We start from the raw sequence: 24,924 nt of genomic DNA, 5'->3' as shown, positions 1-24,924 counted from the left end.
ACAGGGCAACAACCGGGGGCTGCGCGTCAGCCTTCACGGCCGCGAACCAAGGAGAGTCAACACCATGTCCGAGAGCACGATGCAGTCCGCCACGGAACTGGCCTCGCAGTACAGCGTCCAGGTGACCGACGACCTGGAGCGCAACGTCAAGGAGCAGGAACGTGTCAGCACGGAGATCACGGCTCTCCAGCAGCAACTGGCCGCGCTGCAGCACGACCACGCCCTGCTGGTGAACATGCAGCAGGCCCTCGGCATCACCCCGCCGCCGGCCCAGGCCGCACCCGCGCCCGAGTCGGCCTCCTCGACCGGGGCGGCCACCGTGCCGGCGCCGCGCGGCAGTGCCGCCCCGCAGTCGGAGACGGGCAGGCGGACGCGGGGCAGGAAGTCCACCACCGCACCCAAGCGCGCCGCGGCCCCGAAGCCCGGTGCCAAGCCTGCCTCGAAGCCGAAGGCGAAGAAGACCGCGAGGTCCACGGCCACGGCCACCACGAAGGCGGACACGAAGACGGGCACGAAGGCGAGCGCGAAGACGGCGCCCGAGGCGGCCACCACGGCACCGGCCAAGCCCGCCGCCAAGCCCGCCGCCAAGCCCGCCGCGAAGAAGGCGGCGGCACGGGCCACCGCCCAGCCCACCCTGGTGGAGCTGGTGCGCGAGCACCTCGTCGGACAGCGGGAGCCGCGGTCCGCCACCGAGGTCACCACGGCGCTGAGCGAGGCCCACGCCGGACGTACCGTCAAGACCACGGTCGTGCGCACCACGCTCGAGGGACTCGTCGCCAAGAACCAGGCGCAGCGCACCAAGCAGGGCACCTCGGTCTACTACACCGCCACCGAGGCCCCCGCGTCCGAGCGCAAGCAGCAGCCCGCGACCGAGGCTCAGTCCGCGCGGAGCGAGAGCTGAGCGACAGCTGAGCCGCCCCCGCCGTCCCGTCGTGCCGCGGGCGCGCGGCCGGGGGGATTCGGGGTGAGTATCGGTGGATGGGTGTCGTCCTGCCGGTGCTTTTCGCACTCCTCGCCGCGTTCAGCAACGCGCTGGCCACCGTGCTCCAACGGCGCGCCGCGCTGAGCGTGCCGCAGTCCCAGGGGTTCCGCCCCGGGCTCGTCCTCGACCTGTTGCGGCGACCCGTGTGGCTGGGCGGGATGCTGGCCGTCGTGGTGGCCGGCGTGGGGCAGGCGGTGGCCCTGGCGACGGGGCCGCTGTCACTCGTACAGCCCCTTTTCGTGCTGGAACTTCCGCTGGCCCTGCTGCTGGCCTCGCTGCTGACCGGCAACCGGCTGCCGGAGGTCCTGTGGCTCGCCGTGGGCGGGGTGGTCGTGGGGCTGGGTGTCGCGCTCGCCTCGGCCGCGCCGGCGGGCGGCAAGGCCGAAGTGCCCCTGGACCGCTGGGTGCCGGCCCTGGTGGCCTGCGCCGGGGCGGCCGTGCTGCTGGCCGCCGCGGGCCTCAAACGCCCCGTCGGCAAGGCCCGTGCGGGTTGCCTCGGCGCGGCGACGGCGGTGTGCTACGCGCTGACGGCCGGTCTGATGAAGGACTCCATGCGCGTCCTGGACTCCGACGGGGTGGCCGGCTTCTTCACCGCCTGGCAGACCTACGGATTCGCCGTGGCCGGGGTGTGTGCCGTGCTGCTGCTGGAGCACGCCATGCAGGGCGGCCCGCTCGTCGCCTCCCAGCCCGCCCTCACGCTGGGCGACGCGACGGTGAGCCTGCTGCTCGGCGTGGTCCTCTACCGCGAGGACGTGCGCGGCGACTGGTGGGTCGTGCCGCAACTGCTCGGGGTGGCACTGGTCGTCGCGGGTGTCCTCAGTCTGGCCAGGCGCGGCGCTGATCTGCGCACAGCGCAGTGAGCGCGCCGCGGGCCGGGTGGCGAAGTGCGCCGCACTCCCCACGAACCCGCAGGTCAGTCGTTTCCGCAGGTCAATGAGGGTGGCGTAACTTCGGCGAAACATGACTCGGGTTACCGTGAGCGGCATGGACCACCACGGGGGACGACCGCGCGCCGAGCGGGCCCGGGAACTGGCCGACGCGCTGCGACAGCAGATCACGGACGATGCCTTCGCCGACGGTGTGCTGCCCGACGAGCGGGACCTGGGCCGCCGGTTCGGGGCCTCGCGCAACGCGGTGCGGGACGCCCTGGCCCTGTTGCGCGAGGAGGGCCTGATCACCCGGCGGCGCGGGGTCGGGACGACGGTGCTGCTGCCGAAGTACGGGCACGGTCTCGACCGGCTGACCGGGCTGGCCGAGGAGCTGACCGGCCGCGGCACCGTGACCAACGAGGTGCGGGTCGCGGCGGAGGTGCCGGTGCTGCCCGCCGCGATCGCCGCCCGGCTGGAGGTGCCGGTCGGGACGGGCGGTGTGTACGTGGAGCGGCTGCGGTGGCTGGACGGGCTGCCGCTGTCGTTGGACACCAGCTATCTGACCGTCGAGGTCGGGCGGGCCGTGCTCGCCGGCGACCTGCGGGACCGGGATGTGTTCGGCCTGATCGAGGAGGCCGCGGGCGCCCGGCTCGGGCGCGCCGAGGTGGCCGTGCACGCGGTCAACGCGGACCCCGGCACGGCACGGCTGCTGGGGATCGGGCCCGGGGCGGCGGTGTTCGCCCTGGAACGGCTCACCCGGCTGGCGGACGGCCGGCCGGTGGACGCGGAGTCGATCCGGATCCGCGCGGACCGGATGGCCCTGCGCGCCACGCTGTGCCGTGCTGGGCCGCGGACCCCATGAGAGGAGACCGGTGATGGCCGGTGCGAGTGTGCCCGTGCTGGTGGCCCTGGGGCTGCTGGGGCTGGTCGGCGGGGTGGGCATCACCGCCGTCGGGCCGGGCGGTGTGCTGCCCACCATCGGTCTGTTCGCCCTCACCGGCCTGACACCGGCACAAGTGGCCGGGACGGCCATCGTCACCCATGTCGCCACCGGGATCCTCGCGACCGCCGCCTACACCCGCTCCGGGCAGTTGCGCGAGCCCGCGACCAGGCGCACGGCACTGGTTCTCGCGGTGAGCGCGGTCGCCGGGACCCCGCTCGGCGTCCTGGTCAACTCGTATGTGTCCAAGCGGATGTTCGGGCTGGTGCTGGGCGTGTTCGTGGCGGGCGTGGCGGGCCTGGTGTGGTTCCGCGAGCATCGCCGTCCGGCCGCCTCGCGGGCCCACCCGCCGACGGCGGTGGTGGCGGGGCTGGGCTGCGCGGTGGCCGTCGCGGCCGGAGTGGTCGGCATCGGCGGACCGATGCTCACCGTCCCCCTGCTGGTGGCGCTGGGCGTACCCGTGCTGGAGTCCCTCGCCTCGGCGCAGGCGCAGTCCGTCGTCATCGCCGGTGTGGGCACGGTGGGTTACCTGGCCCAGGGGGCCGTCGACTGGCCGCTGGCGGTGCTGGTCGGGGTGCCCGAGCTGGCGGGGGTGCTGCTGGGCTGGCGGATCGCGCACGCGCTGCCGACCCGCCACCTGAAGTACGCCCTGATCACGACGCTGCTCGCGCTCGCCCCGTATCTCGCCCTGCACGGCTGACGGCGACCAAGATGCCTCAAGCCACCACGTGTTGCACAGTGGTCACAATCGATCGGCCATCCGGAGGGACGGCATGTCGCAGGCCGCTGCTTCCGACGTCGACGGTGCGGCCCCGGTCGGTCTCCTCGCCCTGCCGGCCCGCCGGGCGGATCAGCCGGCGGACGTCCTTCCCGTTCCCCTCCCCCGCTCGTACGCATCCCTCCAGGAGGCCGTGTGACCAGCAACGAGAGCGCCGTGAGTCCCGCGCTCGGCGTCCATTCCGAGGTCGGCAGGCTGCGCAAGGTCCTGGTGTGCTCCCCCGGCCTCGCCCACCGGCGGCTGACCCCCACCAACTCCGACGAGCTGCTCTTCGACGACGTCATGTGGGTGGAGAACGCCCAGCGCGACCATGCCGCCTTCGTCGGTGAACTGCGCCGGCGCGGGGTGGAGGTGGTGGAGCTGCACGACCTGCTGGCGCAGATCATGGCGGTCCCGGAGGCCAAGGCGTGGCTCCTGGACCGGAAGATCACCGCCAACCAGGTCGGCATCGGTCTCATCGACGCGACCCGCGCCTACCTGGAGACCCTCTCGCCGAGGGAACTCGCCGAGTACCTGGTCGGCGGGCTCGCCACCGCCGACCTGCCCGAGGACTTCCGCTCCCCGCACCTCGCCCTGGCCCGCGAGTCCACCGGCGCCCGCGAGTACCTGATGCCGCCGCTGCCGAACACCCTGTACACGCGCGACACCACCTGCTGGCTGTACGGCGGTCTCACGCTCAACCCGCTGTACTGGTCCGCGCGGCACGACGAGACGCTGCTGATGAAGGCGATCTACACCTTCCACCCCGACTTCAGCGGCGCGAAGGTGTGGTGGGGCGACCCGGAGCGGGACTGGGGCCAGGCCACCTTCGAGGGCGGCGACATCATGCCGGTGGGCAACGGGGTCGTCCTCATGGGCATGAGCGAGCGCACCTCCCGGCAGGCCGTCACCCAGGTCGCCGCCGCGCTGTTCCGCAACGGCGCCGCCGAGCACGTCGTCGTCGCCGGTATGCCGAAGCTGCGGTCCGCCATGCACCTGGACACGGTCTTCACCTTCGCCGACCGCGACGTGGTCACCCTCTACCCCCGCATCATGGACGCGGTGCACACCTTCTCGCTGCGCCCCGGCGACCGGGCCCCCGGATTCGACGTGGTCGACGAGGGCACCACCCCCTTCGTCGACGTCGTCGCCAAGGCCCTCGGGCTGCCGAAGCTGCGGGCGGTGGAGACGGGCGGCGACGCCTACGCCTCCGAGCGCCAGCAGTGGGACAGCGGCAACAACGCCGTCGCGGTGGAGCCCGGCGTGGTGTTCACCTACGACCGCAACACCCTCACCAACGCGCTGCTGCGCGAGGCCCGGGTGGAGGTCGTCACCATCGCGGGCGCCGAACTGGGCCGGGGGCGCGGCGGGGGGCACTGCATGACGTGTCCGCTGGTGCGTGACCCCGTCGACTTCTGACGCCCGCGACCTCAGCGGCAGAACCCGTAGGCCTGCTCCAGCCACCGGTGCAGTGCCGTGTGCACGCTGCCGGGGAGCACGCTGAGCTGCTCGATGGCGGCCCGGTCCCCGGCGGAGGGCGCGATGCCGGCGGCGGTCAGCAGGGCGAGCAGGTCGAGGCGGCGCAGGTCGACGGGGTCGACGCGGCAGGGGACGCGCCGGGCGGGGTCGGGCGGCTGGAGCAGGAAGTCGCCCGTGTCGCGGGCGCGCGAGCGCGTCGGGGCGGCGGCGGTCGGAGCAGTCGTCGGGTGCATACCGCGGTCCTCCACGTGAGGGGGCGCCCGGTCGGGTCGCCGTTCTTGACGGCATGAGACACCGGGGGGGCGGACGGCGGTTGCGGGCCGGCGCGAGGACCACACGGGGGATGCAATCGGCGTCTTGTCGCACGAACCGGACGGCCGGGCGGACGCCCAGGTCGGCGGCCTCGCGGCCCCGGCCGCTGCTCCGTACGAGTGGTGCGTTCACGGAGCCGGTCGTACGGTCGGAACGGAGAAAAGGGGCAAGCGGAGACAAGCGACCCCGAGACGGCGGGAGCAGACATGGGCAGGAACCCGATGAGGGCAGCGGTCACACTCTGTGCCGCCGCCGCGCTCGCAGTACCCCTGGGCACGGCCTCCGCCGCGCCGTCGGCACAGCCCGCGGCACGCACCCAGCAGACGCAGGATCCGGTGCTGGTGGACTGCTCCGGGCAGCCCGAGATCGGCCCCGAGGCGTACGTGCTCGCCTGCGGGGACGGCAACAGCCGACTGGTCTCCCTGCGCTGGTTCCGCTGGGACCCGCAGGCCGCGGTGGGCCGGGGCACCAACGCCGTCAACGACTGCGACCCCTACTGCGCCGCGGGTGCCTTCCACTCGTACCCGGTGACCGTGCGGCTCGACATGCCGACGGGCGGGGAGCAGGGCACGGGCCAGCGGCACTTCACCCGCATCACCCTGACCTACACCGACGGCAGGCCGGACGGGTCGCCGCGCACGGTGACCTACCCCCTGCCCGGCTGAGCGGCCGACGGGCGAGCCCGGTCCATCCGGTCCATCCGGTCCATCCGGTCCATCCGGTCGGTCCGGTCGGTCCGGTCAGTCCGGCAGCACCAGCCGGCAGGTGTCCCCCGGCTGGAGACGCACCTCGCGGTCCGGCAGCCGGACGTCGATCGGCAGCGGTCCGGCCGCGGGCACGGCGATCTCCAGCCGGCCGTGCTCCAGCCGGAACCGCACGCCCCAGTGGCCCTGGTAGCGCACGGAGAACCCGTACGACGACAGCTCCGGCAGCGGCACCGGATCCAGCCACAGGGCGCCCGCACGGGTCTCCAGGCCGGTCAGACCACGCTGGACGAGGTCGAGGGTGCCGGCCATGGCGCCGAGGTGGATGCCCTCGCCCGTGGTGCCGCCCTGGAGGTCGGCGACGTCGCCCTTGAGCGCCTCCTGGAAGTAGTCCCAGGCCTCGGCGCGGCGGGCGCGGGCCAAGATCCAGCCGTGGACGAGTCCGCTGAGGGTGGACCCGTGGCTGGTGCGGGCCAGGTAGTGGTCGACGGTGCGCTGCCAGGTCCGCTCGTCGAGCGTGTAGCCCAGGCGCCGGAACAGCGACCGCAGTTCGGCCGGGGAGAACAGGTAGCCGAGCATGAGGACGTCGGCCTGTTTGGAGGCCTGGTAGTTGTTGACGCTGTCGTTCTCGGCCTCCAGGAGGCGGTCGAGGCGCCGGATGTCGCCGTACCGGTCGCGGTAGCCCTCCCAGTCGAGTTCGGCGAGGTCGCCGTACCCTTCGAACTGGCTGACGACGCCCTCGTGGAAGGGGACGTGCAGGGTGCGGGAGACGCTGTCCCACTGTTCCAGCTCCGCGTCGTCCAGCGCGGTGCGCTCGCCGAGTTCACGGCGGCGGGGTTCGGGCAGGTCGTCCAGGACGCGCAGGGTGCGGGAGAGGACCCAGGCGGCGGTGACGTTGGTGTAGGCGTTGTCGTCGAGGCCCGGCCGGTCGGCGCCGGGGTAGGCCTCGTGGTACTCGTCGGGGCCGACCACGCCCCGGATGCGGTGCCGCCCGAGGCGTTCGTCCCAGGTGGCGGAGTCGGCCCAGAAGCGCGCGATCTGCAGCAGCATCTCGGCGCCCTTGGTGTGCAGGAACTCGGCGTCGCCGCTGGCCTCGCAGTACTGCCACACGTTGTACGCGATGGCGGAGCCCACGTGGTGCTGGAGGTGGGAGTGGTCGGGGAGCCAGCGGCCCGAGCGCGGGTTGAGGTGCAGCCGCTGGGTCTCCTCGCGGCCGTCGCTGCCGCTCTGCCAGGGGTAGAGCGCACCGCGCCGGCCCATCGCGCGAGCCGCGGCCCTCGCCTTCTCCAGGCGGCGGTGCCGGTAGTGCAGCAGGGCCCGGGACACCTCGGGGAAGTGCAGGTTCAGATAGGACAGGACGAACAGCTCGTCCCAGAAGACGTGGCCGCGGTAGGCCTCGCCGTGCAGTCCGCGCGCCGGTACGCCCACGTCGAGGTCGGCGGTGTGCGGCGAGAGGGTCTGGAGCACGTGGAAGAGGTGCAGGCGCAGGATGCTGCCCGCCTCGCCGGGCACCTCCAGTTCGGCGCGGCGCCACAGCTGGCTCCAGGCGGCGCGGTGCGCCACCAGCAGGTGGTCGAAACCGGGGGCTTCGGCCACCCGCTCGACGGCGGCCTGGAGCGGGTCGCTGATCGCCGGGTCGCGCGAGGTGTGCAGGGCCACGACCTTGTCGACGGTGGCGGTGCGGCCCGGTTCGGCGCGCAGGGCGGCGCGCTGGGTGACGCACAGGTGCTCGCGGGCCGCCGTGACCGGCGCGCCGGCCGTGGTGCGGGCGGCCATGCCGATCCGGATGTCCGAGGTGCGGGTCCGGCAGCGCAGCCACACCGTGTCGTCGTCGGTGCTGCCGGTGTGCACGTGCGTGAGGTGGTGGCCGTCGAGGTCCCGGTAGCGCGGCACCCCGGAGTTGGTGACGCCGCCGTCGAGGGCCGCCTCCACCTCCAGCTCGACGGGGCCGCCCTCTGCGGTGAACTCGGTGCGCAGGGCGGCGAGGTGGGGGTCGGCCATGTGCACCAGCCGCAGTTGGCGTACGGACAGCACGCGCTCCCCGTCGAGTCCGAAGCGGGTGAGCCGTTCCAGGACGCCCGAGTCCAGGTGCACGGTCTGGCGGTGGTCGAGCACTTCGGCGGTGTCGGGCGTGAGCCAGTCCCCTCCGGCGGGCCTGAAGCGCAGCGGCAGCCAGTTGGGGAGGTTGACCATGTCCTCGTTCTCGACCTCGCGCCCCGCGACGGTGGAGGTGAGCCGGTTGTAGCAGCCGGCCACATAGGTGCCCGGGTAGTGCACGTCGTCCCCGGCGCACTCGGGCAGCGCGCCGCGGGTGGCGAAGTAGCCGTTGCCGAGGGTGCACAGGGACTCGCGCAGCCGCTCCTCGGCGGCGTCGTAGTGGTCGTAGTCCCAGGTCGAGGGGGTCGCGGTCACCGCGGGGCCTCCCAGGTCCAGTCGGCGACCTCGGGCAGGTCCACGCCGTGTTCGCGGATCCACTCGTGGTGCCGCTGCCGGGCGTCCTCCATCCGCTGCCGTACGGCCGCCGCGCGGACGGCGAGGCCGGGCACGCGGTCGATGACGTCCATGACGAGGCGGTAGCGGTCCAGGTCGTTGCCGACCACCATGTCGAACGGCGTGGTGGTGGTCCCGATCTCCTTGTAGCCGCGCACGTGCAGGTGGGCGTGGCCGGTGCGCCGGTAGGCGAGCCGGTGGATCAGCCAGGGGTAGCCGTGGTAGGCGAAGATCACCGGCCGGTCGGCGGTGAACAGGCCGTCGTACTCGAAGTCGCTCATGCCGTGCGGGTGTTCCCCGCTGGGCAGCAGGCGGGCGATGTCGACGACGTTGACCACGCGCACGGCGAGTTCCGGCAGGTGATGGCGGATCAGCTGGGCGGCGGCCAGGATCTCCTGGGTCGGTACGTCGCCCGCGCAGGCGAGGACCACGTCGGGTTCGCGGGTGCCGTCCTCGGTGCCGGCCCAGTCCCAGATGCCGGCGCCGCGCGCGCAGTGCGCCTTGGCCTGGTCCAGGGTCAGCCAGTCGAAGCAGGGCTGTTTGCCGGCCACGATCACGTTGACGTAGTCGCGGCTGCGCAGGGCGTGGTCGGCGACGGAGAGCAGGGTGTTGGCGTCCGGCGGCAGGTAGACCCGTACGGCTTCGGGGCTCTTGTTGAGGATGTGGTCGACGAAGCCGGGGTCCTGGTGGGAGAAGCCGTTGTGGTCCTGGCGCCACACGTGTGAGGTGAGCAGGTAGTTGAGGGAGGCGATGGGCGCGCGCCAGGGCAGGCGGCGGGTGACGCGCAGCCATTTGACGTGCTGGTTGACCATCGAGTCGACGATGTGGACGAACGCCTCGTAGCAGGAGAACAGTCCGTGCCGGCCGGTGAGGAGGTAGCCCTCCAGCCAGCCCTGGCAGGTGTGTTCGGACAGGATCTCCATCACGCGGCCGTGCCGGTCCAGGTCCTGGTCGACGGGCAGGGTCCGCTCCTGCCAGGCCTTGCCGCTGGCGGCGTAGACGGCCTGGAGGCGATTGGAGGCGGTCTCGTCGGGGCCGACGAGGCGGAAGTCGCGCCGGTCGGTGGTGGCGTCCATGACGTCCCGGAGCAGGTCGCCGAGGACCCGGGTGGGTTCGTGCATGCTCGCGCCGGGTTCGTCGACGGGCACGGCGTACTTCTCCAGCGGGGGCACGGGCAGCTCGCGCAGCAGGAGGCCGCCGTTGGCGAAGGGGGTGGCGCCGAGGCGGCGGGGCCCCTCGGGGACGGCGGCGAGGACCGCGGGCCGCGGCGCCCCGGAGTCGTCGAACAGCTCCTCGGGGCGGTAGGAGCGCAGCCACTGCTCCAGCTGCGCGAGGTGCTCGGGGTTGGTGCGTACGGCGGACAGGGGCACCTGGTGGGCGCGCCAGGTGTTCTCCACGGGCAGTCCGTCGACCTCGGCCGGGCCGGTCCAGCCCTTGGGGGTGCGCAGGACGATCATGGGCCAGCGGGGGCGGCCGGTGGCCCCCTCCTCTCGGGCGGCCCGCTGGATCGCGGCGATGCGGTCGAGGACGGTGTCCATGGCGCGGGCGGTGGCACGGTGGACGGCGGCCGGGTCGTCGCCGGTGACGTGGACCGGGTCGTGTCCGTAGCCGCGCAGGAGTTCGTCCAGCTCGCCCTCGGGGAGGCGGGCGAGCACCGTCGGGTTGGCGATCTTGTAGCCGTTGAGGTGCAGGATCGGCAGGACGGCGCCGTCGTGCACCGGGTCGAGGAACTTGTTGGAGTGCCAGGACGTCGCCAGCGGGCCGGTCTCCGCCTCGCCGTCGCCGATCACGCAGGCGACCACCAGGTCCGGGTGGTCGAAGGCGGCGCCGTAGGCGTGCGAGAGCGCGTAGCCCAGCTCGCCGCCCTCGTGGATGGAGCCCGGCGTCTCGGGCGCGACGTGGCTCGGTACGCCGCCGGGGAAGGAGAACTGCTTGAACAGCCGGGCCATGCCGGCCGCGTCCCGGGTGATGTCCGGGTAGGTCTCGGTGTACGAGCCCTCCAGCCACGCGTTGGCCAGCACCGCGGGACCGCCGTGACCGGGGCCCCAGACGCACAGGGCGTCGAGGTCGCGGGCCTTGATCACCCGGTTGAGGTGAGTGTGGACCAGGTTGAGGCCGGGTGAGGTGCCCCAGTGGCCGAGCAGACGCGGCTTGACGTGCTCGGGGCGCAGCGATTCGGTCAGCAGGGGGTTGGCCATCAGGTAGATCTGGCCGACGGAGAGGTAGTTCGCGGCGCGCCAGTGGGCGTCCAGGCCGGCGAGCTCCTCGTCTGTCGGCTCGGGGGGCGCCTGCTGCGTGTCGACGGACATCGGTGGTCCTTCCGTGTCGGGACAGCCGGTCGGGGCGCGCGGGCACGGAGTGCCCGTGCACATCCCAACCCTGCGCCGACCGGGCGGGTACCCGAGAGGGCCGTTCGGCTCACGTGGCGTTCCGAACGGGTCACGGAGCACCGGTGCCGCGGGGCCGCGGGAGGAGGTGCGGCGGGCGGCGGTGCGTGAGGGGAACAGCACGGCCGTCACCGGCGCCGACCCCGGTGTCGACCGTGCCGACACACCGGGTACCCCAACTTCGGCGTCGCACACCGGAGTTGCCCGACCCTTGCGGCACGGGTCCGGAAGGGCGCCGCACTCGGCCCGGGAGGGCGTGGGCACGCGGCGGGCCGCCGCTCCGAAAATACCCCCCTGGGTATGTCTGTTACGGTGGAAGGAGAGATACCCCAGGGGGTAATTCCGGAAGGAGAGCGTGCCGTGTTCTTTGTCGACGTCCTGGAGACCGGGTCACTGGGCAACCGCAGCTACCTGGCGGGCGGTCCGGGCTCGGCCGTGGTCGTGGACCCGCCGCGGGACATCGACCGTGTCATCGCCGCGGCCGCCCGGCGCGGGGTGCGGATCGCCGTGGTCGCCGAGACCCACGTCCACAACGACTACGTCACCGGCGGTCTGGAGCTGGCCCGTCTCACCGGCGCGCGCTATCTGGTGCCGGCCGGGGCCGAGGTGGCGTACGTGCGCGTCGCGGTGGCCGACGGCGACATGGAGCCGGTCGACGCGGGTCTTGAGCTGCGCGCGGTGGCCACCCCGGGCCACACCCCGCACCACACTTCGTACGTCCTTGAGGAGGCGGGGCGGGCCGTGGCCGCCTTCACCGGCGGTTCGCTGCTGATCGGCGCCGTGGGCCGGCCCGACCTCGTGGAGCCCCGGCTGACCGAGGAACTGGCACGCGCGCAGCACGCCTCCGCGCACCGTCTCGCGGACCACCTCGAGGACGCGGTGAGCGTGCTGCCCACGCACGGTTTCGGCAGCTTCTGCTCCTCCACCCCCGCCGCAGGCGAGCACAGCACGATCGGCGCCGAGAGGGCCGCGAATCCGGCGCTCGTCCAGGACGTGGAGACCTTCGTCCGCGAGCTGCTGGCCGGGCTGGACGACGTGCCCGCCTACTACGCCCACATGGCGCCGGTGAACAGTGAAGGGCCCGCTCCCCTGGACCTGACCGAGCCCCGCCACGCGGACGCGGACGAGATAGCCCGGCGTCTGGCCGCCGGCGAGTGGGTCGTGGACCTGCGCTCCCGGGTGGTCTTCGCCGCCGGTCATGTCGCCGGGTCGCTCAACTTCGAGGTCGACGGCCGGCTCGCGACCTACCTGGCCTGGCTGGTCCCTTGGGGCAGGCCGGTGACACTGCTCGCGCACGGCGCCGACGATCTGGCCCGTGCCCAGCGCGAGCTGGCCCGGGTGGGCATCGACCGCCCGGCCGCGGCGGCGGTGGGCTCCCCGGCCGACTGGGTCGCGAAGGGCGAGCGGCCGGCCTCGTTCCGGCGCGCCACCTTCGCCGATCTGGCCGCGGCACGGCGGGATGGCGCGGACGACGTGGTGGTCCTCGACGTACGGCGGGCCGCGGAACGCGCCCACGGGTGGGTCCGGGGCAGCGTGCACCTGCCCGTCCACGAGATCCGCCGGCGCCTGGACGAGGTACCGGCGGGCACGGTGTGGGTGCACTGCGCGGGCGGGATGCGCGCGGCGGTCGCCGCGTCCGTACTGGACGCCGCCGGGCGCGAGGTGGTCGCGATCGACGACGGCTTCGCCGCGGCGGCCGAGGCGGGGCTTTCGCTCGTGACGCCGTCGGACGCCACCGCCGCATGACGCCGCTGATCCTCGCCCTGCTCGCCGGTGCCGCGGCCGGCGTGTCCCTGGGCGCACTGGGGGCGGGCGGCAGCATCCTCACCGTGCCCGCGCTCGTCTACCTGCTCGGTTTCACCCCGGCGGCGGCGACCACCGCGAGCCTCGTCGTCGTGATCGTCACGTCGGTCACCGCACTGGTGGCCCACGCCAGGGCCAAAGCCGTGCGGTGGCGGGCCGGACTGCTGTTCGCGGCCGCGGGTGTGCTGCCCGCCGCCGGGTCCGGTGCCCTGTCCTCGCGGGTCCCTGCGACGGTGCTGACACTGCTCTTCGCGGCGCTGGCCGCGCTGGCGGGCCTGCACATGCTGGGCCGGGGCGCGCCGCGCGAGAACGGCGCCGTGTCGGGGACGCGCGCGGCCGGGGCCGGGGCCGGGCTCGGTGCGGTGACCGGGTTCCTCGGGGTCGGCGGCGGCTTCCTCGCGGTACCGGCGCTGGTGACCGTCCTCGCGGCGCCGATGAGCGCGGCGGTGGGCACGAGTCTGCTGGTGGTCGGGGCGAACGCGCTGGTGGCCCTCGCCGCCCGGGCGTACTCCGCCGTGCACCTGGATCTCGCGCTGCTCCTGCCGTTCCTGGCGGCCGCGGTCCTCGGCGCCTGGGACGGAAGGCGGCTGGCCGCGAAGGTCTCCGCCGGGACGCTGCGGCGCGTCTTCGGTGCCGTGCTGCTCGCCGTGGCCGTGGCGATGGGCGTGACGGCGGTACTGTGACCCGCCGACCCACCGACCCACCGATCGCCCGGCGTGTCTGTCGGCGTCAGGCCAGGGAGAGGAAGAGCTTCTCCAGCCGGGCCCGCATCTGTGCCGAGTCGCGCACCTCGGGGTCGTCACTGGTCATGCACTGCTGCAGTCCCGTGGCGATGATCGAGAACCCGGCCCGGTCCAGTGCTCGGGAGACGGCGGCGAGCTGGGTGACCACGTCCTCGCAGTCCCGGCCCTCCTCGATCATCCGGATGACTCCCGCGAGCTGCCCCTGGGCGCGCCGCAGCCGGTTCAGCGCCGACTTCAGTTCGTCGGCCGACATGTCGAGCTCCACGCTTCTCCCTCTCCTCCACCCGATACCTCACCGAACCCCACATACCCCCACGGGTATCCTACCGCGCGGGGGGACGAACAACGAGAAAGGTTTCGCTCCGTGAACACCCCCGCAGCAACCGCCACCGCCCTGACCGCCGGGCAGGCGGCGGCCCGCCTGGCCGAGTTCACCGTCGTCGACGTCCGCTCCCCCGGCGAGTACTCCGGCGGCCACCTGCCCGGCGCCCACAACGTTCCGCTGGAGCGCCTCGACGAGGCCGCCGGCGCCCTGGCGGCCGCCGCCGCGCGCGGGCCGCTGCTGCTCGTGTGCGCCTCCGGGAACCGGTCCGCAAAGGGCTGCGCACAGCTGGCTGCGCGGGGCGTCGCGGCGGCCACGCTCGAGGGCGGCACGAGCGCCTGGGCGGCGGCCGGTCATCCCGTCGAGCGTCCGGCCGGGGCGCGTACGGCGTGGCCCATGGACCGGCAGGTGCGCCTCGCCGCCGGGTCGCTGGTCGCCGCCGGTTTCGTGGCCGGCCGTTTCTGGCGCCCGGCGCACTGGCTGTCCGGCGCGATAGGCGCGGGACTGGTCTTCTCCGGAGTGACCAACACCTGCGGCATGGCCGCGGCACTGGCGCGGCTGCCCCACAACCGGCCCACCGGGGACGTCGCCTCCTTCGAGGAGACGCTGGCCCGACTGGCCGCCTGAGCCGCACCGACGACGGCGGGCGCCGATCCCTTCCGGGGTCGGCGCCCGCCAATTTTGCATGTCGTGCATCTTTGCATACCATGCAACTTATGTCGGAGAAGGGTGCCGCGGGGGGCGGTCTGCGGGAGCGGAAGAAGCGGGCCACACGTGCCGCCCTGGCCGAGGCCGCGGTACGTCTCGCCGCCGAACACGGGGCGGAGAAGGTCACGGTCGAGGCGATCAGCGCCGCGGCCGGGGTGTCCGTGCGTACCTTCTTCAACTACTTCGACAGCCGCGACGACGCCTTCGTGGTCATCGACGCGGACGCGGGCGCCCGCATGCGCCGCGCCGTCCTGGAAGCACCGGCCGAACTCTCCCCGCTGGCAGCCCTGCGCGAGGCCATGTCGGCGGAGCTGGCCGAGGCGGAACAGCAGCACGAGCTGTGGCGGTTGCAGGCCGAGGTCCTGCACGCCTCACCGCACCTCCTGGCGCGCGGCGTCGGGGCCCACATGGCGGCCGAGGCCGACCTGGCCGACGCCATCGCCCTGCGCCTGCGCGGGGACGGAGCCGCGGGAGGGGCCGGGCCGGGGCTCTACCCACGGCTGCTGGCCGCGGTGGCGAGCGCAGCGATACGCACCAGCATGGACCACTGGTCCGCCCACCAGGAGGAAGCCGCCTTCCTCGACGTCTTCCACGAGGTGTTCACCCTCCTCGCCGCCGGCCTCCCGGCACCCTCCGCGTAGCCTCCGCGCCGGGCTCGCGACCCACCAGGACCCACCACACGAAAGAGAAGCCGTGACCGCTACCCAGGCGCCCGCCGACGCGCCTCCCACCTCGATGACCCACCGGCAGATACTCCAGGCCATGTCGGGCCTGATGGCCGGCATGTTCGTCGCGATCCTGGCCGGCACCGTCGTGGCCAACGCGCTGCCCACGATCATCGCCGACCTGGGCGCCAGCCAGTCGTCCTACACCTGGGTCGTCACCTCCGAACTGCTGGCGATGACCGCGACGGTGCCCCTGTGGGGCAAGCTGTCCGACCTCTTCAACAAGAAGCTGCTGCTCCAGCTGTCGCTGAGCATGTTCGTGGTCGGCTCACTGCTGGCCGGCTTCTCGCACGGCGTCGGGCTGCTGATCTTCAGCCGGGTCGTGCAGGGCATCGGCGCGGGCGGCCTCACCGCGCTCGCGCAGGTCGTGATGGCCTCCGTCATCCCGCCCCGCCAGCTGGGCAAGTACGCCGGCATCTTCGGCGCCGTCTTCGCCGTGGGCACCGTGGCCGGACCGCTGGTCGGCGGTGTCCTGGTGGACACCTCGTGGCTGGGCTGGCGCTGGTGCTTCTTCATCGGCGTGCCGTTCGCGCTGCTCGCCATCGCCCTGCTCCAGCGCACCCTGCGCCTGCCCACGGTCAAGCGCGAGGTGCGCATCGACTGGCTCGGCGCCTTCCTGATCGTCGCCGGTGTCTGTGCCCTGCTCATCTGGGTCTCGCTGGCCGGCAACGAGTTCGACTGGGCGTCCTGGCAGACCGGTGTCCTCACGGGCGGCGGCGTACTGCTGCTGGTCGCGGCGGTGTTCGTCGAGGCCCGTACCGCCGAGCCGGTCATCCCGCTGGGCATCTTCAGGAACCGCACGGTCACCCTGACCACCGTCGCCAGCCTCCTGGTCGGTGTCGCCATGTTCGGCGGGACCGTCTTCCTCTCGCAGTACTTCCAGATCTCCCTGGGCAAGTCGCCGACCGTCGCGGGCCTGATGAGCCTGCCGATGATCCTCGGCCTGCTGGTGTCCTCCACCGTGGCCGGACAGGTGATCAGCCGGACCGGCAAGTGGAAGCGGTACCTGGTGGCGGGCGCGTTGATCATGGCCGTCGGCCTCGCGCTGCTGGCCACGATCGACGCGAAGACCCACTTCGGCCTGCTCAGCCTCTACATGGCCGTCCTCGGCGTCGGCGTCGGCATGCTGATGCAGAACCTGGTGCTGGCGGCGCAGAACGACGTGCCCGCCGCCGACCTGGGCGCCGCGACCTCCGTGCTGTCGTTCTTCCGCAGCATGGGCGGCACCATCGGCGTCAGCGTCCTCGGCGCGATCCTCGCCAACCGGGTCGCCACCGAGACGGCCAAGGGACTCAGCGACGCGGGTGTCACCGTCCCCGGCGGCGGCTCGGGCGAGGGCAGCGTCCCGGACATGTCCACGCTGCCGGGCCCGATGCGGACGATCATCGAGCACGCCTACGCCGTCGCCACGGCCGACCTGTTCCTGATCGCCACACCGTTCGCGGTGCTCGCGCTGGTCGCCGTCGTGTTCATCAAGGAGAAGCCGCTGAAGACCACCAGCGGCATGGAGCGCCTGGCCGAGGAGTCCGGCGAGGGCCCCACGGCGCCGTCCGACAAGGACCCGGCGCCGGTCGCCTGAGGCACCCGGCGAGAAGACAGAAGACAGCGGGGCCGCCCGTCCGATCCGGACGCGCGGCCCCGCTGCCGTGTACGGCGGCGTACCGCGGTCAGCCGCGGGCCATCGCTATCGAACCGGCCAGCCGCTCCCCCGCCTCGTAGATCATGTACGGGACGCCGTGGTCGGTGCCGAAGGACGGGGAGGCCGCACGGCCGTTCTCCGGCGCGGAGCCCCGGGAGTCGTAGAAGACGCCGAGGTGCCTGCGGAGCGAGAAGTCGTTGCCGACCTCGGTGATCATCAGGTCGCCGCCGCTCTCCTTGTCCTTGTTGTAGACGACGTACGTGCTGTTGTTCCGGTGCAGCAGGTGCGGGCCGCCGACGTTGACCGCGCCGACGTCGCCGTGGCGGACCAGGGGCTCCTGGGCGAACGTCCAGGTGCGGCCGTCCGCGGACCAGCCCCAGCCGATGTCGCGGTGGTTGGTGGTGTTGTTGACCATGAAGACCATGACGTAGTGCGCGCCGCGCGCGGGCAGTTCGTGCGGGAAGACCCGCGCGTAGGAGGTCTCGGTGGTGCCGGACGGCAGCATCGAGGTGTTCAGCACGACCTTGTCGTAGGTGAAGTGGATGCCGTCGGCGGAACGGGCGAGCCTGGTCGTGGTGTTCTCGCCGTGGAAGTACAGCCACATCTCCTTCCGCCCGGCGTGCCACATCACGTGCGGCGAGGAGACGTGGCTGACGGAGTAGTGCGGCGACCACTGGTTGGAGACGATCGGGTTGTGCGGGTACTCGGTGAAGGGCCCCTCCAGCGAGTCGCCGTAGGCCAGGCAGATGCCGCCGGGGGCGTCGTGCGGGGCGTAGTAGAGGTAGTAGCGGCCCAGCCGGCCGCTCGCGGGCAGCCGGTCGTAGACGCCGCGGACGGTCGGGAAGATGATCTCGCCGGTGGGGTTGTAGGCCAGTTCGGACGGCGTCAGCAGGGTGCGGACGTAGGTGTAGTCGGGGAAGCCGCCGGGTGCGGCGGAGGCGGTGGGCACGGCGGTGGCGCCCAGGGCGAGGGCGGCGCCGGTGACGGCGGTGCCCTTCAGGAACAGACGGCGGTCGAGGTGCGGCTCGTGCATGTCGACTCCTGGGAGAGGGGGGATGTCACAGGTACAGGGCGGCGGTGACGCACATGCCGCCGAGGGCGACCAGCCACACGTAGGGCAGGGTGCGGACCATGACCTGCTGCGGGCTGACGCCCGCGTACTGCGCGGCCCACACGGTCTGCGTGCTGGTGGGGTCGGCGACGCCGAAGACCTGGTTGTACGAGGTGGCCATGCCGAGGACGGCGACGGCCGGGTAGATGCCGGTGGCGATGAGGACGCCCGCGATGCCCGCGCCGAGCCCGAACACGTTGAGCGGGCCGCGGTACAGGCACAGCGGCACCAGCACGGTGAAGACGACGACGAACAGCACCGGGTTCTGCGGGCTGACCGCCTTCATCAGCGGCTCCAGCGCGTCCACCGCGCCGGGGAGTTTGACGGCCGCGAGCAGGATGCCGATCGCCACGAACAGGGCGAGCGGCGGCGCGGCCACCTCGAAGCCGCCGTACAGGGTGCGCAGCAGGCGCTTGTTCATCTCGCCGGGGCGGGTGGTGGTGACGAGCGCGTAGAGCACGCCGGCCAGCATCGAGGGGATGATGGCCACTTCCAGGCCCAGCGCCAGGACCAGAGGGATCACGGGGGCGAGCAGTGCGTACCAGGGTGCGTCCCCGAGCCGTTCGCGGCGCGAGGGCGGGCGGGCGGAGACCGACTTGAGCGACCAGGCGTGCTCGGTGCCGCGCCGCCGGTTCTCGATGACGACGTAGGCGACGGCGGCGACCAGGGCGAACGGGAACAGCTTCACCATGAAGCCGCGGACGGTGTCGACCGGCAGGTCGAGGGCGGTGGAGAAGAACTGCCAGACCGGCAGCTCGAAGGGGACGCCGACCGCGATGCCCATCAGCACCGTGCCCGCGGCGGTCACCTTGGGCACGCCGACGGCGACCATCGCGGGGATGCCGATGATGCCGGCCAGCATCGCGGCCGGCGCGGAGCCGGTGACGGTGCCGACGAGCGCCGAGACGGCCAGGACGCCGAGGGCGACGACGGTGGGCCGGTCCCCGCCGAACTCGACGATCTTGCGGACGAGGGTGCCGGCGATGCCGGTCTCGTCGAGCAGCTTGCCGAGCCAGGAGCCGAGGATGATGGCGACCATCGTCGCCGCGAGCGCCGGGGCGCCCTCCTGGAGCACCGTGTCCAGGACGCTGTTCTTGCCCGTCAGGGGCGCGCCGGAGAGGAAGGCGATGACCACGGCCAGCAGCACCAGCGCGAAGGCGGTGGGCAGCTTGCGGGTGAGCATCGCGGCGACGCCGGCCGCCATGACGAGGAGGATGACGACACCCATGGGTCAGTTCTCTCTTCTTGCGTCACGTGCGGGTGGTGGGGTGGGCGCGCCCTCGGCTTCGGCTGCCAGGGCGGCGGTCAGCAGCAGGGGGCTGCGGCCGAGTCCGCAGACGGTGCGGGCGTAGGCGTGCGCTGCCACCTCCTCGGCCCCGGCGACGTGGCCGGGTACGCGCAGCCGGCCCAGGCGCAGGGCGCTGTGGCCGAGGGCACGCTTCAGGGCGCCCTTCGCGGGGCCGTGGTGGAGGTGGACGTGCACCGCCTCGTGGGCGAGGGCGGCCGCCCGTACGGACCCGGGCGGGTACCAGTCGCGCCAGCCGCGGGCGTCGACGACCCGCTCGGCGAGTTCGATCGCGTCGGTGTACAGCTCGACGGTGGGCGGTCTGGAGGTGTAGCGGGCGAGCAGCCCGAGTTCCAGTCCGCCGTCGCGCTCGACGATCCGGGCCCGGCACTCCACGGGTGCCAGGGCGGCGCCGAACGCGTCGGCCGCCCGCGCCCACCGGTGCAGCAGCTCCAAGTCCCGGTGCTCGTGGGTGGGGGTGGCGGCCAGCAGCCGCACCGCCCACCCGATGTCGTCGATGGCGGCGAGGTCCGCCCGCGCGGGGGCGTTGTCGACGGTCATTCGCGCACCTCCAGTACGGCGACCACCGGTTCGTCGGCGGCGCGGGAGCGCAACTCGCTGCGGGCGAGGGCGAGCAGCGGCTGCGGGTCCAGGACGCCGGAGAGGTCGGCGATGCGGGAGCCGAGCAGCAGCCGTACGGCGGGGGCGCGGACGCCTCCGTCGCCGTAGGAGGTGTTCTCGGTGACGAGCTTGGCGAGCACCTCGGGGGCGGCGGCGACGGTGGTCGCCTCGACCCGGGCGTCGGGGGCGTGGTGGCGTACGACCCCGTCGGCGTCGACGACCCGCACGGGGTGGCGGACGGGCCGGAAACGGCGGTGCACCTCGGTGCCGTACACGGTGTGGGCGGGGGTGCCCGCGAGGACCTGCACCTTGGACGGGTCGGTCTTGAGGCTGGCGGCGGCCAGCCGCAGGCGCTCGGCGTCGTCGGCGCGGTGGGCCCGGTCCTGGGTGCGCAGTTCGGTGGCGCCGGTGGCGATGGCGCGTACGACGTTGGTCTGCGGGTCGACGGTGACCTCGACCTCGACGCCGTCGGCGGCTGCGCCCTGTTCGACGACGGCGCGTTCGGCCTCGGCGCGGACGGCGAGGATCTGTTCCTGGGTGGCTCCCGGCACGATCCGCTCGACCTGCTCGCGGACCAGGGCGAGGGCGACGCCGATGGGGCTGATCACCTCGTTGTGCTGCGCGATGCGGCCGGTCATGTCGGTGCGGGCGGCCAGGTGCGGGGTGACCGAGGCGGCGCCGCCGCCCCCGCCGACCAGGACGGCGGTGTCGGTGTCGAGGCGGTACTCGCGCACCAGGTCGTCCACGACGGACTTCACCTGGTCGGTGCCGGCGTCCAGGAGCCGGGCGGCCGCGGTGTCCACGTCGGTGCCGAGGGCGGCGGCGAGCGGGGCGAGCGCGGCGCGGGCGGTGTCGGGGTCGGCGTGGGCGAAGTCGCCCTCGGGGACCCGGCCGAGCGCGTTGGCGGCGCAGGTCATGGTGAGGGCGAACCGGCCGCCCGCCGCGTCGAGGACGGCGTAGTCGGCGGGGTCGCCGGGCAGCGGGCTGATGGTGGTCAGCTTCGCGTCCCGCAGGTCGGCCGGATCGGCGTAACAGGCGTACGGCAGCCCGGCGATGTGCGCGCTGCGCGGTCCGGTGCCGGTGACCCGGCCGCCGGAGACCCGCACCATGGAGCCGCCGCCGACGCCGACGGTGCGCACGTCCAGGGCGTTGAGGTAGGAGGTCCGGCCGAGCAGCACGGCGTGCCGTACGGCGACCTTGCCGCGCTTGACGACGCTGATGTCGGTCGAGGTGCCGCCGGTCTCCAGGAACACGCCCTCGCTGACGCGTTCCTGCATCAGCGCGCCGGCGACACCGGCGGCCGGGCCGGACAGCACGGTCAGCAGGGGCCTGCGGCGCATCTCGTCCAGGGACATCACTCCCCCGTCGCAGCGCATCACCATCAGCGGCGCGGTGACGCCCGCCTTGGTGATGGAGGCGTCGACGAGGTCGGCGGTGGCCAGCATGCGCGGCAGGATCGCCGCGTTGACGACGGCGGTGCGGGTGCGCTTGCGCAGCCCGTACAGGGAGGTGATCTCGTGCGCGGCGGTGGTCGGCAGCCCGGTGGACCGGGCGGCCTCGGCGACCGCCTCCTCGCCCTCGGGCCGGTCGACGCCGAAGGGCTCGCTGGCGACCAGGGCCTGGGCGCCCGCGGCGGTGAGCTGTTCGACGGCGGCCCGTACGGCGGGGGCGTCCTCCGGGTCGGGCACGTGGGCGTAGTGCAGCGGCAGCCTTTTGCCGGGGGTGAGTTCGAGCTTGTCGAGGGTGGCGAGTCTGCGGGTGAAGTACGTCCCTGCGCCGGTGCCGATGCCGAGCAGGCCGACGGTGGCGACGTCGCCCTCCAGCAGGGCGTTGGTAGCCTGGGTCGTGCCGTGTGCCAGGAAGGCCACCTCGGCGGGTGCGTGTCCGGTCTGCGTCAGCAGCCGGTCGAGTGCCTCGACGATGCCGTGCGCGACACCGTCCTCGTGATGGTGGCTCGTGGGGACCTTCACCTGGCCCACGAGCCGGAGCGTCGTGGCGTCGACCGCCACGGCGTCGGTGAAGGTTCCGCCCACGTCGATGCCGACGCGGATGCGGTGGGTGGTCATGTCCGGGCACCTCCTTGTGCTGGGTCGGTCCGCACGCGGGCGGTCACCGGGCGGGGCAGGTGGTGCTGCCCCGCCCGACTCCCGTCCCGCGCGGGGTCGTTCAGTAGCCCCTGACGTCGGGCCAGTGACGCTGTACGCCGTCGCGGTCGAGCACCCTGGCGAACACCTCGAACCGCTTGTCCTCGGCCTGCACCTGGTGCGGCTCGACGTCCTCGGCGAGGCAGTGGGCGGCGAGGGCTCCGGCGACCTCGCCGACGTTCCACTCCACCGGGTGCAGGCGGTAGCAGCCGTTGGTGATGTGCGTGGTGCCGAGGTTCTTGCCGGCCGGCAGCAGGTTGCGCACCCGGCGCGGGACGAGCGCGCCGAGCGGTATCTCGAAGGGGACGGAACCGATGTCGACGTAGCCGTCGCCGCCGGTGGAGGGGTGCAGGTCGATGCGGTAGTTGCCGACGCCCACGGAGTCGCGGTGCCGGGTGCGGCCGTAGGGTCCGAGCAGGTCGATGGAGACGTCGTGCTCGGTGACGGTGGTGACGGCCTTGATGCGGCGGGACTCGCGGACGTAGGCGGCCTTGGCGAGGCCGTCGGAGGTGCCGGTCACGTCGGGGCGCGGGCGCAGCCCGGGGAAGCCGGTGCCGCCGTCGGTGCGGGGCGCCTCGGTCTGGAGCCAGTACAGCACCGAAAGGGACAACTGCCGTGCCTCGCGCAGGGCTTCTTCCTCCTGGCCGATGTAGGGCTTGAGCCAGTAGTCGTTGAGCGGCCAGTTGGCGAGGGTGATGTCCGAGTCGAAGGCGCCGTCGGTGTGCAGCTTGCGGGCGAGGATGCGGCGGAAGCCCCACAGTTCCTTGTCGCCCGCGTCGGCGCTCTGGTCGGCGCTGACGGCCAGCGGGTCGAGGTCGGGGTTGGGTTCGAAGGTGCGCGGCACCGGTTCCAGGGTGCGCGGGTCGGGGGCCTCGAAGCCGAGTAGCGGTCCCGGCCAGAAGTCGGGCTTGTAGTCGCGCCAGAAGTCGTAGTCGGCGGGGCGGTCGATGGTGTGGTCCTCGCCCTCGTGGTGGGAGACGGCGAAGCAGACGGTGATGCCCTGCTGGTTGCCGGGCTGGGCCCGGTCGGGGGCGTGCGGTTCGTCGAACTCGGCCCGCGACTCGGCGCCGTTGACGTGCTCGACGCCGGCCAGGTGGAGCAGTTCACCGGTCTCGGTGGCGTCCAGGACGTAGCGGGCGGGGACGGTGCGGCGGGTGCCGTCGCGGAGGTCCTCCAGGGTGACGGCCCGTACGACATCGTTGTCGGTCTCGGCGGCCACCGGACGGTGCTCGGTGAGGACGGTGAGGCGTCCGGCGGCCCGGTGCGGGGCGAGCATGCCCTCCAGCACGGCGAGGGCGACGCGCGGCTCGTGGCAGAGCTTGCTGACCCGGCCCGCGCCGGGGTTGAGGTCGGTGAGGGCGGCGGCCTCGGCGCGCAGCGGGTACCACTGGCGGTAGTACTGCCGGATGCCCTCGCGCAGTCGCCGGTAGGTGGCGGTGGTGCCGAACTGTTCGACCCACGGGTGTTCGTCGGGCGGCACGGCCTGGCTGGTGAGCTGGCCGCCGATCCAGTCCGTCTCCTCGGTCAGGACGACACTGCGGCCGGCCCGGCAGGCTGCGAGGGCCGCGGCGACGCCGCCGAGGCCGCCACCGACGACGAGGATGTCGGGTTCCGGTATCACGCTGCTGCTCCTTGGGTGGTGCGGTCGGTTCTGTGGGCGGGGTGGGTTCAGGGGGCGGCCGGCGGGCCGGCGGTCGCGCCCGGTCTGAAGGCGCAGGCGACGAGGGTGCCCTCGGCGGGACCGCCCGCGATGCGGGCGGCGAGCAGCCGTACGGCCTCGGCGCCGAGCGCGGGGCGCGGGATGTCGAAGCCCATCGGCGCCGGTCCGTCGGCGAGGTCGGCGGGCGGGCTGCCGAGCAGCGCGAGGGACACCTGGCCGGGGCAGTCCAGGCCCGCCGCGTCGACGGCGGCGCGCAGCGCCCGCCAGGCGGCGCCGGTGTCGGTCTCCTCGGCGACGAAGGCGGTGACGCCCTCGGCCACCCAGGCGCGGACCCGGTCGGCGGTGAGGTCACGGCGCGGGTCGCCGGATCGGAACACGGCGTCGGAGCCCGCGGGCAGGCCGCTCGCCACGAGCCCGTCGAGGAAGCCGCGTTCACGGTCGGTGGAGGCGGGGGCGTCGTCGTCCTCGCGGACGAGGAGGACGCGCCGGTGACCGAGCCCGGCGAGCGCGGTGACGACCTCGCGGCTGGCGCTGACGTAGTCGGCGCCCACCCAGGCGAGGCCCTCCGGCTCGTCGCGCCGGCCGACGTGGACGACGGGGAAGTCGTCGGCGACCAGGCGGCGCAGCTCGTCCGCGGGGGCGTGGCGGCCCAGGAAGAGGCAGCCGTCCGCCAGCCGTACGCGGTTGAGCGCGCCCGCGCCTCCGGCGCCCGCTCCCCCGGTGCTCGACCCGGTGAACAGCACCAGGTCGTAGCCCTGCGCCGCGGCTTCCTGCTCCACGCCGACGAGGAACGGGTAGTACGAGTGCCGGACGTCGGTCGGGAAGGTCGCGGTGAAGCTGAAGACGCCGAGCAGGTTGTTGCGGGCGGCGGCGAGCCTGCTGGCGGCCGGGTCGGGGACATAGCCGAGGCTGTGGGCGGCGTCCAGGACCTTGGCGCGGGTCTCCGCCGAGATCGGCCGGCCCGTCGCGAGGTCGCGTCCGGACAGCACCAGGGAGACCGTCGCCTGCGAGACACCGGCGAGCCTGGCCACCTCCGCCTGCCTCGGCCGGGCCCGGCGGCCGGCCGGCGCGGGGGTCCTCCCCGGCCTCGCCCGCCCTGCGGCTTCCTTCGCCACCACTGCCCCTCTCCGTCGCGCAACGCTTGTTAATGCGCATTACCTAATGCGCATTAACAAGCAATGTGAAGGACCGCGGTCGTCGGGTCAAGAGGTTGCGCCGAGAAAAAGGCCGCGTGGCGGCAGGA

The 24,924-nt window shown here is 73.4% G+C and carries 21 protein-coding genes; 11 read left to right on the top strand and 10 right to left on the bottom strand.

Annotated elements, in window-relative coordinates:
• Positions 1–64 precede the first annotated feature (64 nt).
• The 5 genes from ACFYZ3_RS11275 (at position 65) to ACFYZ3_RS11255 (ending at position 4,967) form a co-directional block, all read left to right on the top strand.
• On the top strand, positions 65–901 hold the full coding sequence (locus ACFYZ3_RS11275; protein ID WP_388515482.1) for a hypothetical protein: 837 nt from the start codon (positions 65–67) through the stop codon (positions 899–901).
• A gap of 77 nt (positions 902–978) precedes the next feature.
• Positions 979–1,842, top strand: coding sequence for a DMT family transporter (locus tag ACFYZ3_RS11270; RefSeq protein WP_388515480.1), 864 nt, complete (start codon positions 979–981; stop codon positions 1,840–1,842).
• Between the two features lie 100 nt (positions 1,843–1,942).
• Positions 1,943–2,713, top strand: coding sequence for a GntR family transcriptional regulator (locus tag ACFYZ3_RS11265; protein WP_388515478.1), 771 nt, complete (start codon positions 1,943–1,945; stop codon positions 2,711–2,713).
• A gap of 13 nt (positions 2,714–2,726) precedes the next feature.
• Positions 2,727–3,491: a sulfite exporter TauE/SafE family protein gene (locus ACFYZ3_RS11260; RefSeq protein ID WP_388515476.1), complete on the top strand. Its 765-nt coding sequence runs from the start codon at positions 2,727–2,729 to the stop codon at positions 3,489–3,491.
• A gap of 213 nt (positions 3,492–3,704) precedes the next feature.
• Positions 3,705–4,967 carry an arginine deiminase gene (locus tag ACFYZ3_RS11255; RefSeq protein WP_388515474.1) on the top strand — a complete coding sequence of 421 codons (1,263 nt, stop codon included), beginning with the start codon at positions 3,705–3,707 and terminating at the stop codon, positions 4,965–4,967.
• 11 nt (positions 4,968–4,978) lie between these two features.
• On the opposite strand, the gene ACFYZ3_RS11250 is transcribed toward ACFYZ3_RS11255, so the two are convergent.
• Positions 4,979–5,260: a hypothetical protein gene (locus ACFYZ3_RS11250; protein ID WP_388515473.1), complete on the bottom strand. Its 282-nt coding sequence runs from the start codon at positions 5,258–5,260 to the stop codon at positions 4,979–4,981.
• Positions 5,261–5,545: 285 nt separating this feature from the next.
• Between ACFYZ3_RS11250 and ACFYZ3_RS11245 the strand changes: the two genes are divergently transcribed.
• The gene (locus ACFYZ3_RS11245) at positions 5,546–6,004 is read left to right on the top strand and encodes a hypothetical protein (RefSeq protein WP_388515471.1); all 459 of its coding nucleotides are present in this window, start codon (positions 5,546–5,548) and stop codon (positions 6,002–6,004) included.
• 75 nt (positions 6,005–6,079) lie between these two features.
• Here ACFYZ3_RS11245 and ACFYZ3_RS11240 read toward each other — a convergent pair whose 3' ends face one another.
• Positions 6,080–8,455 (bottom strand): glycoside hydrolase family 65 protein, encoded by a 2,376-nt coding sequence (locus ACFYZ3_RS11240; RefSeq protein ID WP_388515469.1) that lies wholly within the window; start codon positions 8,453–8,455, stop codon positions 6,080–6,082.
• The gene (locus ACFYZ3_RS11235; RefSeq protein WP_388515467.1) at positions 8,452–10,842 is read right to left on the bottom strand and encodes a phosphoketolase; all 2,391 of its coding nucleotides are present in this window, start codon (positions 10,840–10,842) and stop codon (positions 8,452–8,454) included. Before ACFYZ3_RS11235 ends, ACFYZ3_RS11240 begins: the two co-directional genes overlap by 4 nt.
• A gap of 438 nt (positions 10,843–11,280) precedes the next feature.
• On the opposite strand from ACFYZ3_RS11235, the gene ACFYZ3_RS11230 reads away from it, so the two are divergent.
• Together ACFYZ3_RS11230 and ACFYZ3_RS11225 are read left to right on the top strand one after the other, a co-directional pair.
• A complete protein-coding gene (locus ACFYZ3_RS11230; RefSeq protein ID WP_388515465.1) occupies positions 11,281–12,666 on the top strand; it encodes a rhodanese-like domain-containing protein in 1,386 nt (461 codons plus the stop codon).
• A complete protein-coding gene (locus ACFYZ3_RS11225; protein ID WP_388515463.1) occupies positions 12,663–13,406 on the top strand; it encodes a sulfite exporter TauE/SafE family protein in 744 nt (247 codons plus the stop codon). The genes ACFYZ3_RS11230 and ACFYZ3_RS11225 overlap by 4 nt, the downstream gene beginning before the upstream one ends.
• 46 nt (positions 13,407–13,452) lie before the next feature.
• Here ACFYZ3_RS11225 and ACFYZ3_RS11220 read toward each other — a convergent pair whose 3' ends face one another.
• Positions 13,453–13,731, bottom strand: a complete 279-nt coding sequence (locus ACFYZ3_RS11220; RefSeq protein ID WP_003978241.1) for a metal-sensitive transcriptional regulator — start codon at positions 13,729–13,731, stop codon at positions 13,453–13,455.
• Between the two features lie 99 nt (positions 13,732–13,830).
• On the opposite strand from ACFYZ3_RS11220, the gene ACFYZ3_RS11215 reads away from it, so the two are divergent.
• The 3 genes from ACFYZ3_RS11215 (at position 13,831) to ACFYZ3_RS11205 (ending at position 16,800) form a co-directional block, all read left to right on the top strand.
• Positions 13,831–14,415 carry a rhodanese-like domain-containing protein gene (locus ACFYZ3_RS11215; protein WP_388515461.1) on the top strand — a complete coding sequence of 195 codons (585 nt, stop codon included), beginning with the start codon at positions 13,831–13,833 and terminating at the stop codon, positions 14,413–14,415.
• Between the two features lie 80 nt (positions 14,416–14,495).
• A complete protein-coding gene (locus tag ACFYZ3_RS11210; RefSeq protein ID WP_388515460.1) occupies positions 14,496–15,137 on the top strand; it encodes a TetR/AcrR family transcriptional regulator in 642 nt (213 codons plus the stop codon).
• 52 nt (positions 15,138–15,189) lie between these two features.
• Entirely contained in the window at positions 15,190–16,800 is a 1,611-nt protein-coding gene (locus ACFYZ3_RS11205) for an MDR family MFS transporter (protein ID WP_388515458.1), read from the top strand.
• Positions 16,801–16,888: 88 nt separating this feature from the next.
• Here the strand turns inward: ACFYZ3_RS11205 and ACFYZ3_RS11200 are convergent, their stop codons facing one another.
• The 6 genes from ACFYZ3_RS11200 to ACFYZ3_RS11175 form a co-directional block, all read right to left on the bottom strand.
• Positions 16,889–17,893, bottom strand: a complete 1,005-nt coding sequence (locus ACFYZ3_RS11200; RefSeq protein ID WP_388515456.1) for a twin-arginine translocation signal domain-containing protein — start codon at positions 17,891–17,893, stop codon at positions 16,889–16,891.
• 25 nt (positions 17,894–17,918) lie between these two features.
• Positions 17,919–19,199 carry a TRAP transporter large permease subunit gene (locus tag ACFYZ3_RS11195; protein WP_385930495.1) on the bottom strand — a complete coding sequence of 427 codons (1,281 nt, stop codon included), beginning with the start codon at positions 19,197–19,199 and terminating at the stop codon, positions 17,919–17,921.
• A gap of 3 nt (positions 19,200–19,202) precedes the next feature.
• Complete coding sequence (locus tag ACFYZ3_RS11190; protein ID WP_388515454.1) at positions 19,203–19,817, bottom strand: hypothetical protein; 615 nt, start codon at positions 19,815–19,817, stop codon at positions 19,203–19,205.
• Positions 19,814–21,943, bottom strand: coding sequence for a hydantoinase/oxoprolinase family protein (locus tag ACFYZ3_RS11185; protein WP_388515452.1), 2,130 nt, complete (start codon positions 21,941–21,943; stop codon positions 19,814–19,816). Before ACFYZ3_RS11185 ends, ACFYZ3_RS11190 begins: the two co-directional genes overlap by 4 nt.
• Before the next feature lie 100 nt (positions 21,944–22,043).
• Positions 22,044–23,642, bottom strand: coding sequence for an FAD-dependent oxidoreductase (locus tag ACFYZ3_RS11180; RefSeq protein ID WP_388515450.1), 1,599 nt, complete (start codon positions 23,640–23,642; stop codon positions 22,044–22,046).
• Positions 23,643–23,689: 47 nt separating this feature from the next.
• Entirely contained in the window at positions 23,690–24,799 is a 1,110-nt protein-coding gene (locus ACFYZ3_RS11175; protein ID WP_388515448.1) for a LacI family DNA-binding transcriptional regulator, read from the bottom strand.
• Positions 24,800–24,924 lie beyond the last annotated feature (125 nt).

It is taken from the genome of Streptomyces sp. NPDC001599, from assembly GCF_042893535.1.
Taxonomy (GTDB): Bacteria; Actinomycetota; Actinomycetes; order Streptomycetales; family Streptomycetaceae; genus Streptomyces.
This window is presented reverse-complemented; position numbering and strand designations above follow the sequence as displayed.

Coding starts and splice junctions, on each gene's coding strand:
- ACFYZ3_RS11195 (WP_385930495.1), bottom strand. CDS start 19,199: ATGGGTGTCGTCATCCTCCTCGTCATGGCGGCCGGCGTCGCCGCGATG.
- ACFYZ3_RS11225 (WP_388515463.1), top strand. CDS start 12,663: ATGACGCCGCTGATCCTCGCCCTGCTCGCCGGTGCCGCGGCCGGCGTG.
- ACFYZ3_RS11260 (WP_388515476.1), top strand. CDS start 2,727: ATGGCCGGTGCGAGTGTGCCCGTGCTGGTGGCCCTGGGGCTGCTGGGG.
- ACFYZ3_RS11245 (WP_388515471.1), top strand. CDS start 5,546: ATGGGCAGGAACCCGATGAGGGCAGCGGTCACACTCTGTGCCGCCGCC.
- ACFYZ3_RS11200 (WP_388515456.1), bottom strand. CDS start 17,893: ATGCACGAGCCGCACCTCGACCGCCGTCTGTTCCTGAAGGGCACCGCC.
- ACFYZ3_RS11185 (WP_388515452.1), bottom strand. CDS start 21,943: ATGACCACCCACCGCATCCGCGTCGGCATCGACGTGGGCGGAACCTTC.
- ACFYZ3_RS11265 (WP_388515478.1), top strand. CDS start 1,943: ATGACTCGGGTTACCGTGAGCGGCATGGACCACCACGGGGGACGACCG.
- ACFYZ3_RS11250 (WP_388515473.1), bottom strand. CDS start 5,260: ATGCACCCGACGACTGCTCCGACCGCCGCCGCCCCGACGCGCTCGCGC.
- ACFYZ3_RS11190 (WP_388515454.1), bottom strand. CDS start 19,817: ATGACCGTCGACAACGCCCCCGCGCGGGCGGACCTCGCCGCCATCGAC.
- ACFYZ3_RS11275 (WP_388515482.1), top strand. CDS start 65: ATGTCCGAGAGCACGATGCAGTCCGCCACGGAACTGGCCTCGCAGTAC.
- ACFYZ3_RS11270 (WP_388515480.1), top strand. CDS start 979: ATGGGTGTCGTCCTGCCGGTGCTTTTCGCACTCCTCGCCGCGTTCAGC.
- ACFYZ3_RS11235 (WP_388515467.1), bottom strand. CDS start 10,842: ATGTCCGTCGACACGCAGCAGGCGCCCCCCGAGCCGACAGACGAGGAG.
- ACFYZ3_RS11210 (WP_388515460.1), top strand. CDS start 14,496: ATGCAACTTATGTCGGAGAAGGGTGCCGCGGGGGGCGGTCTGCGGGAG.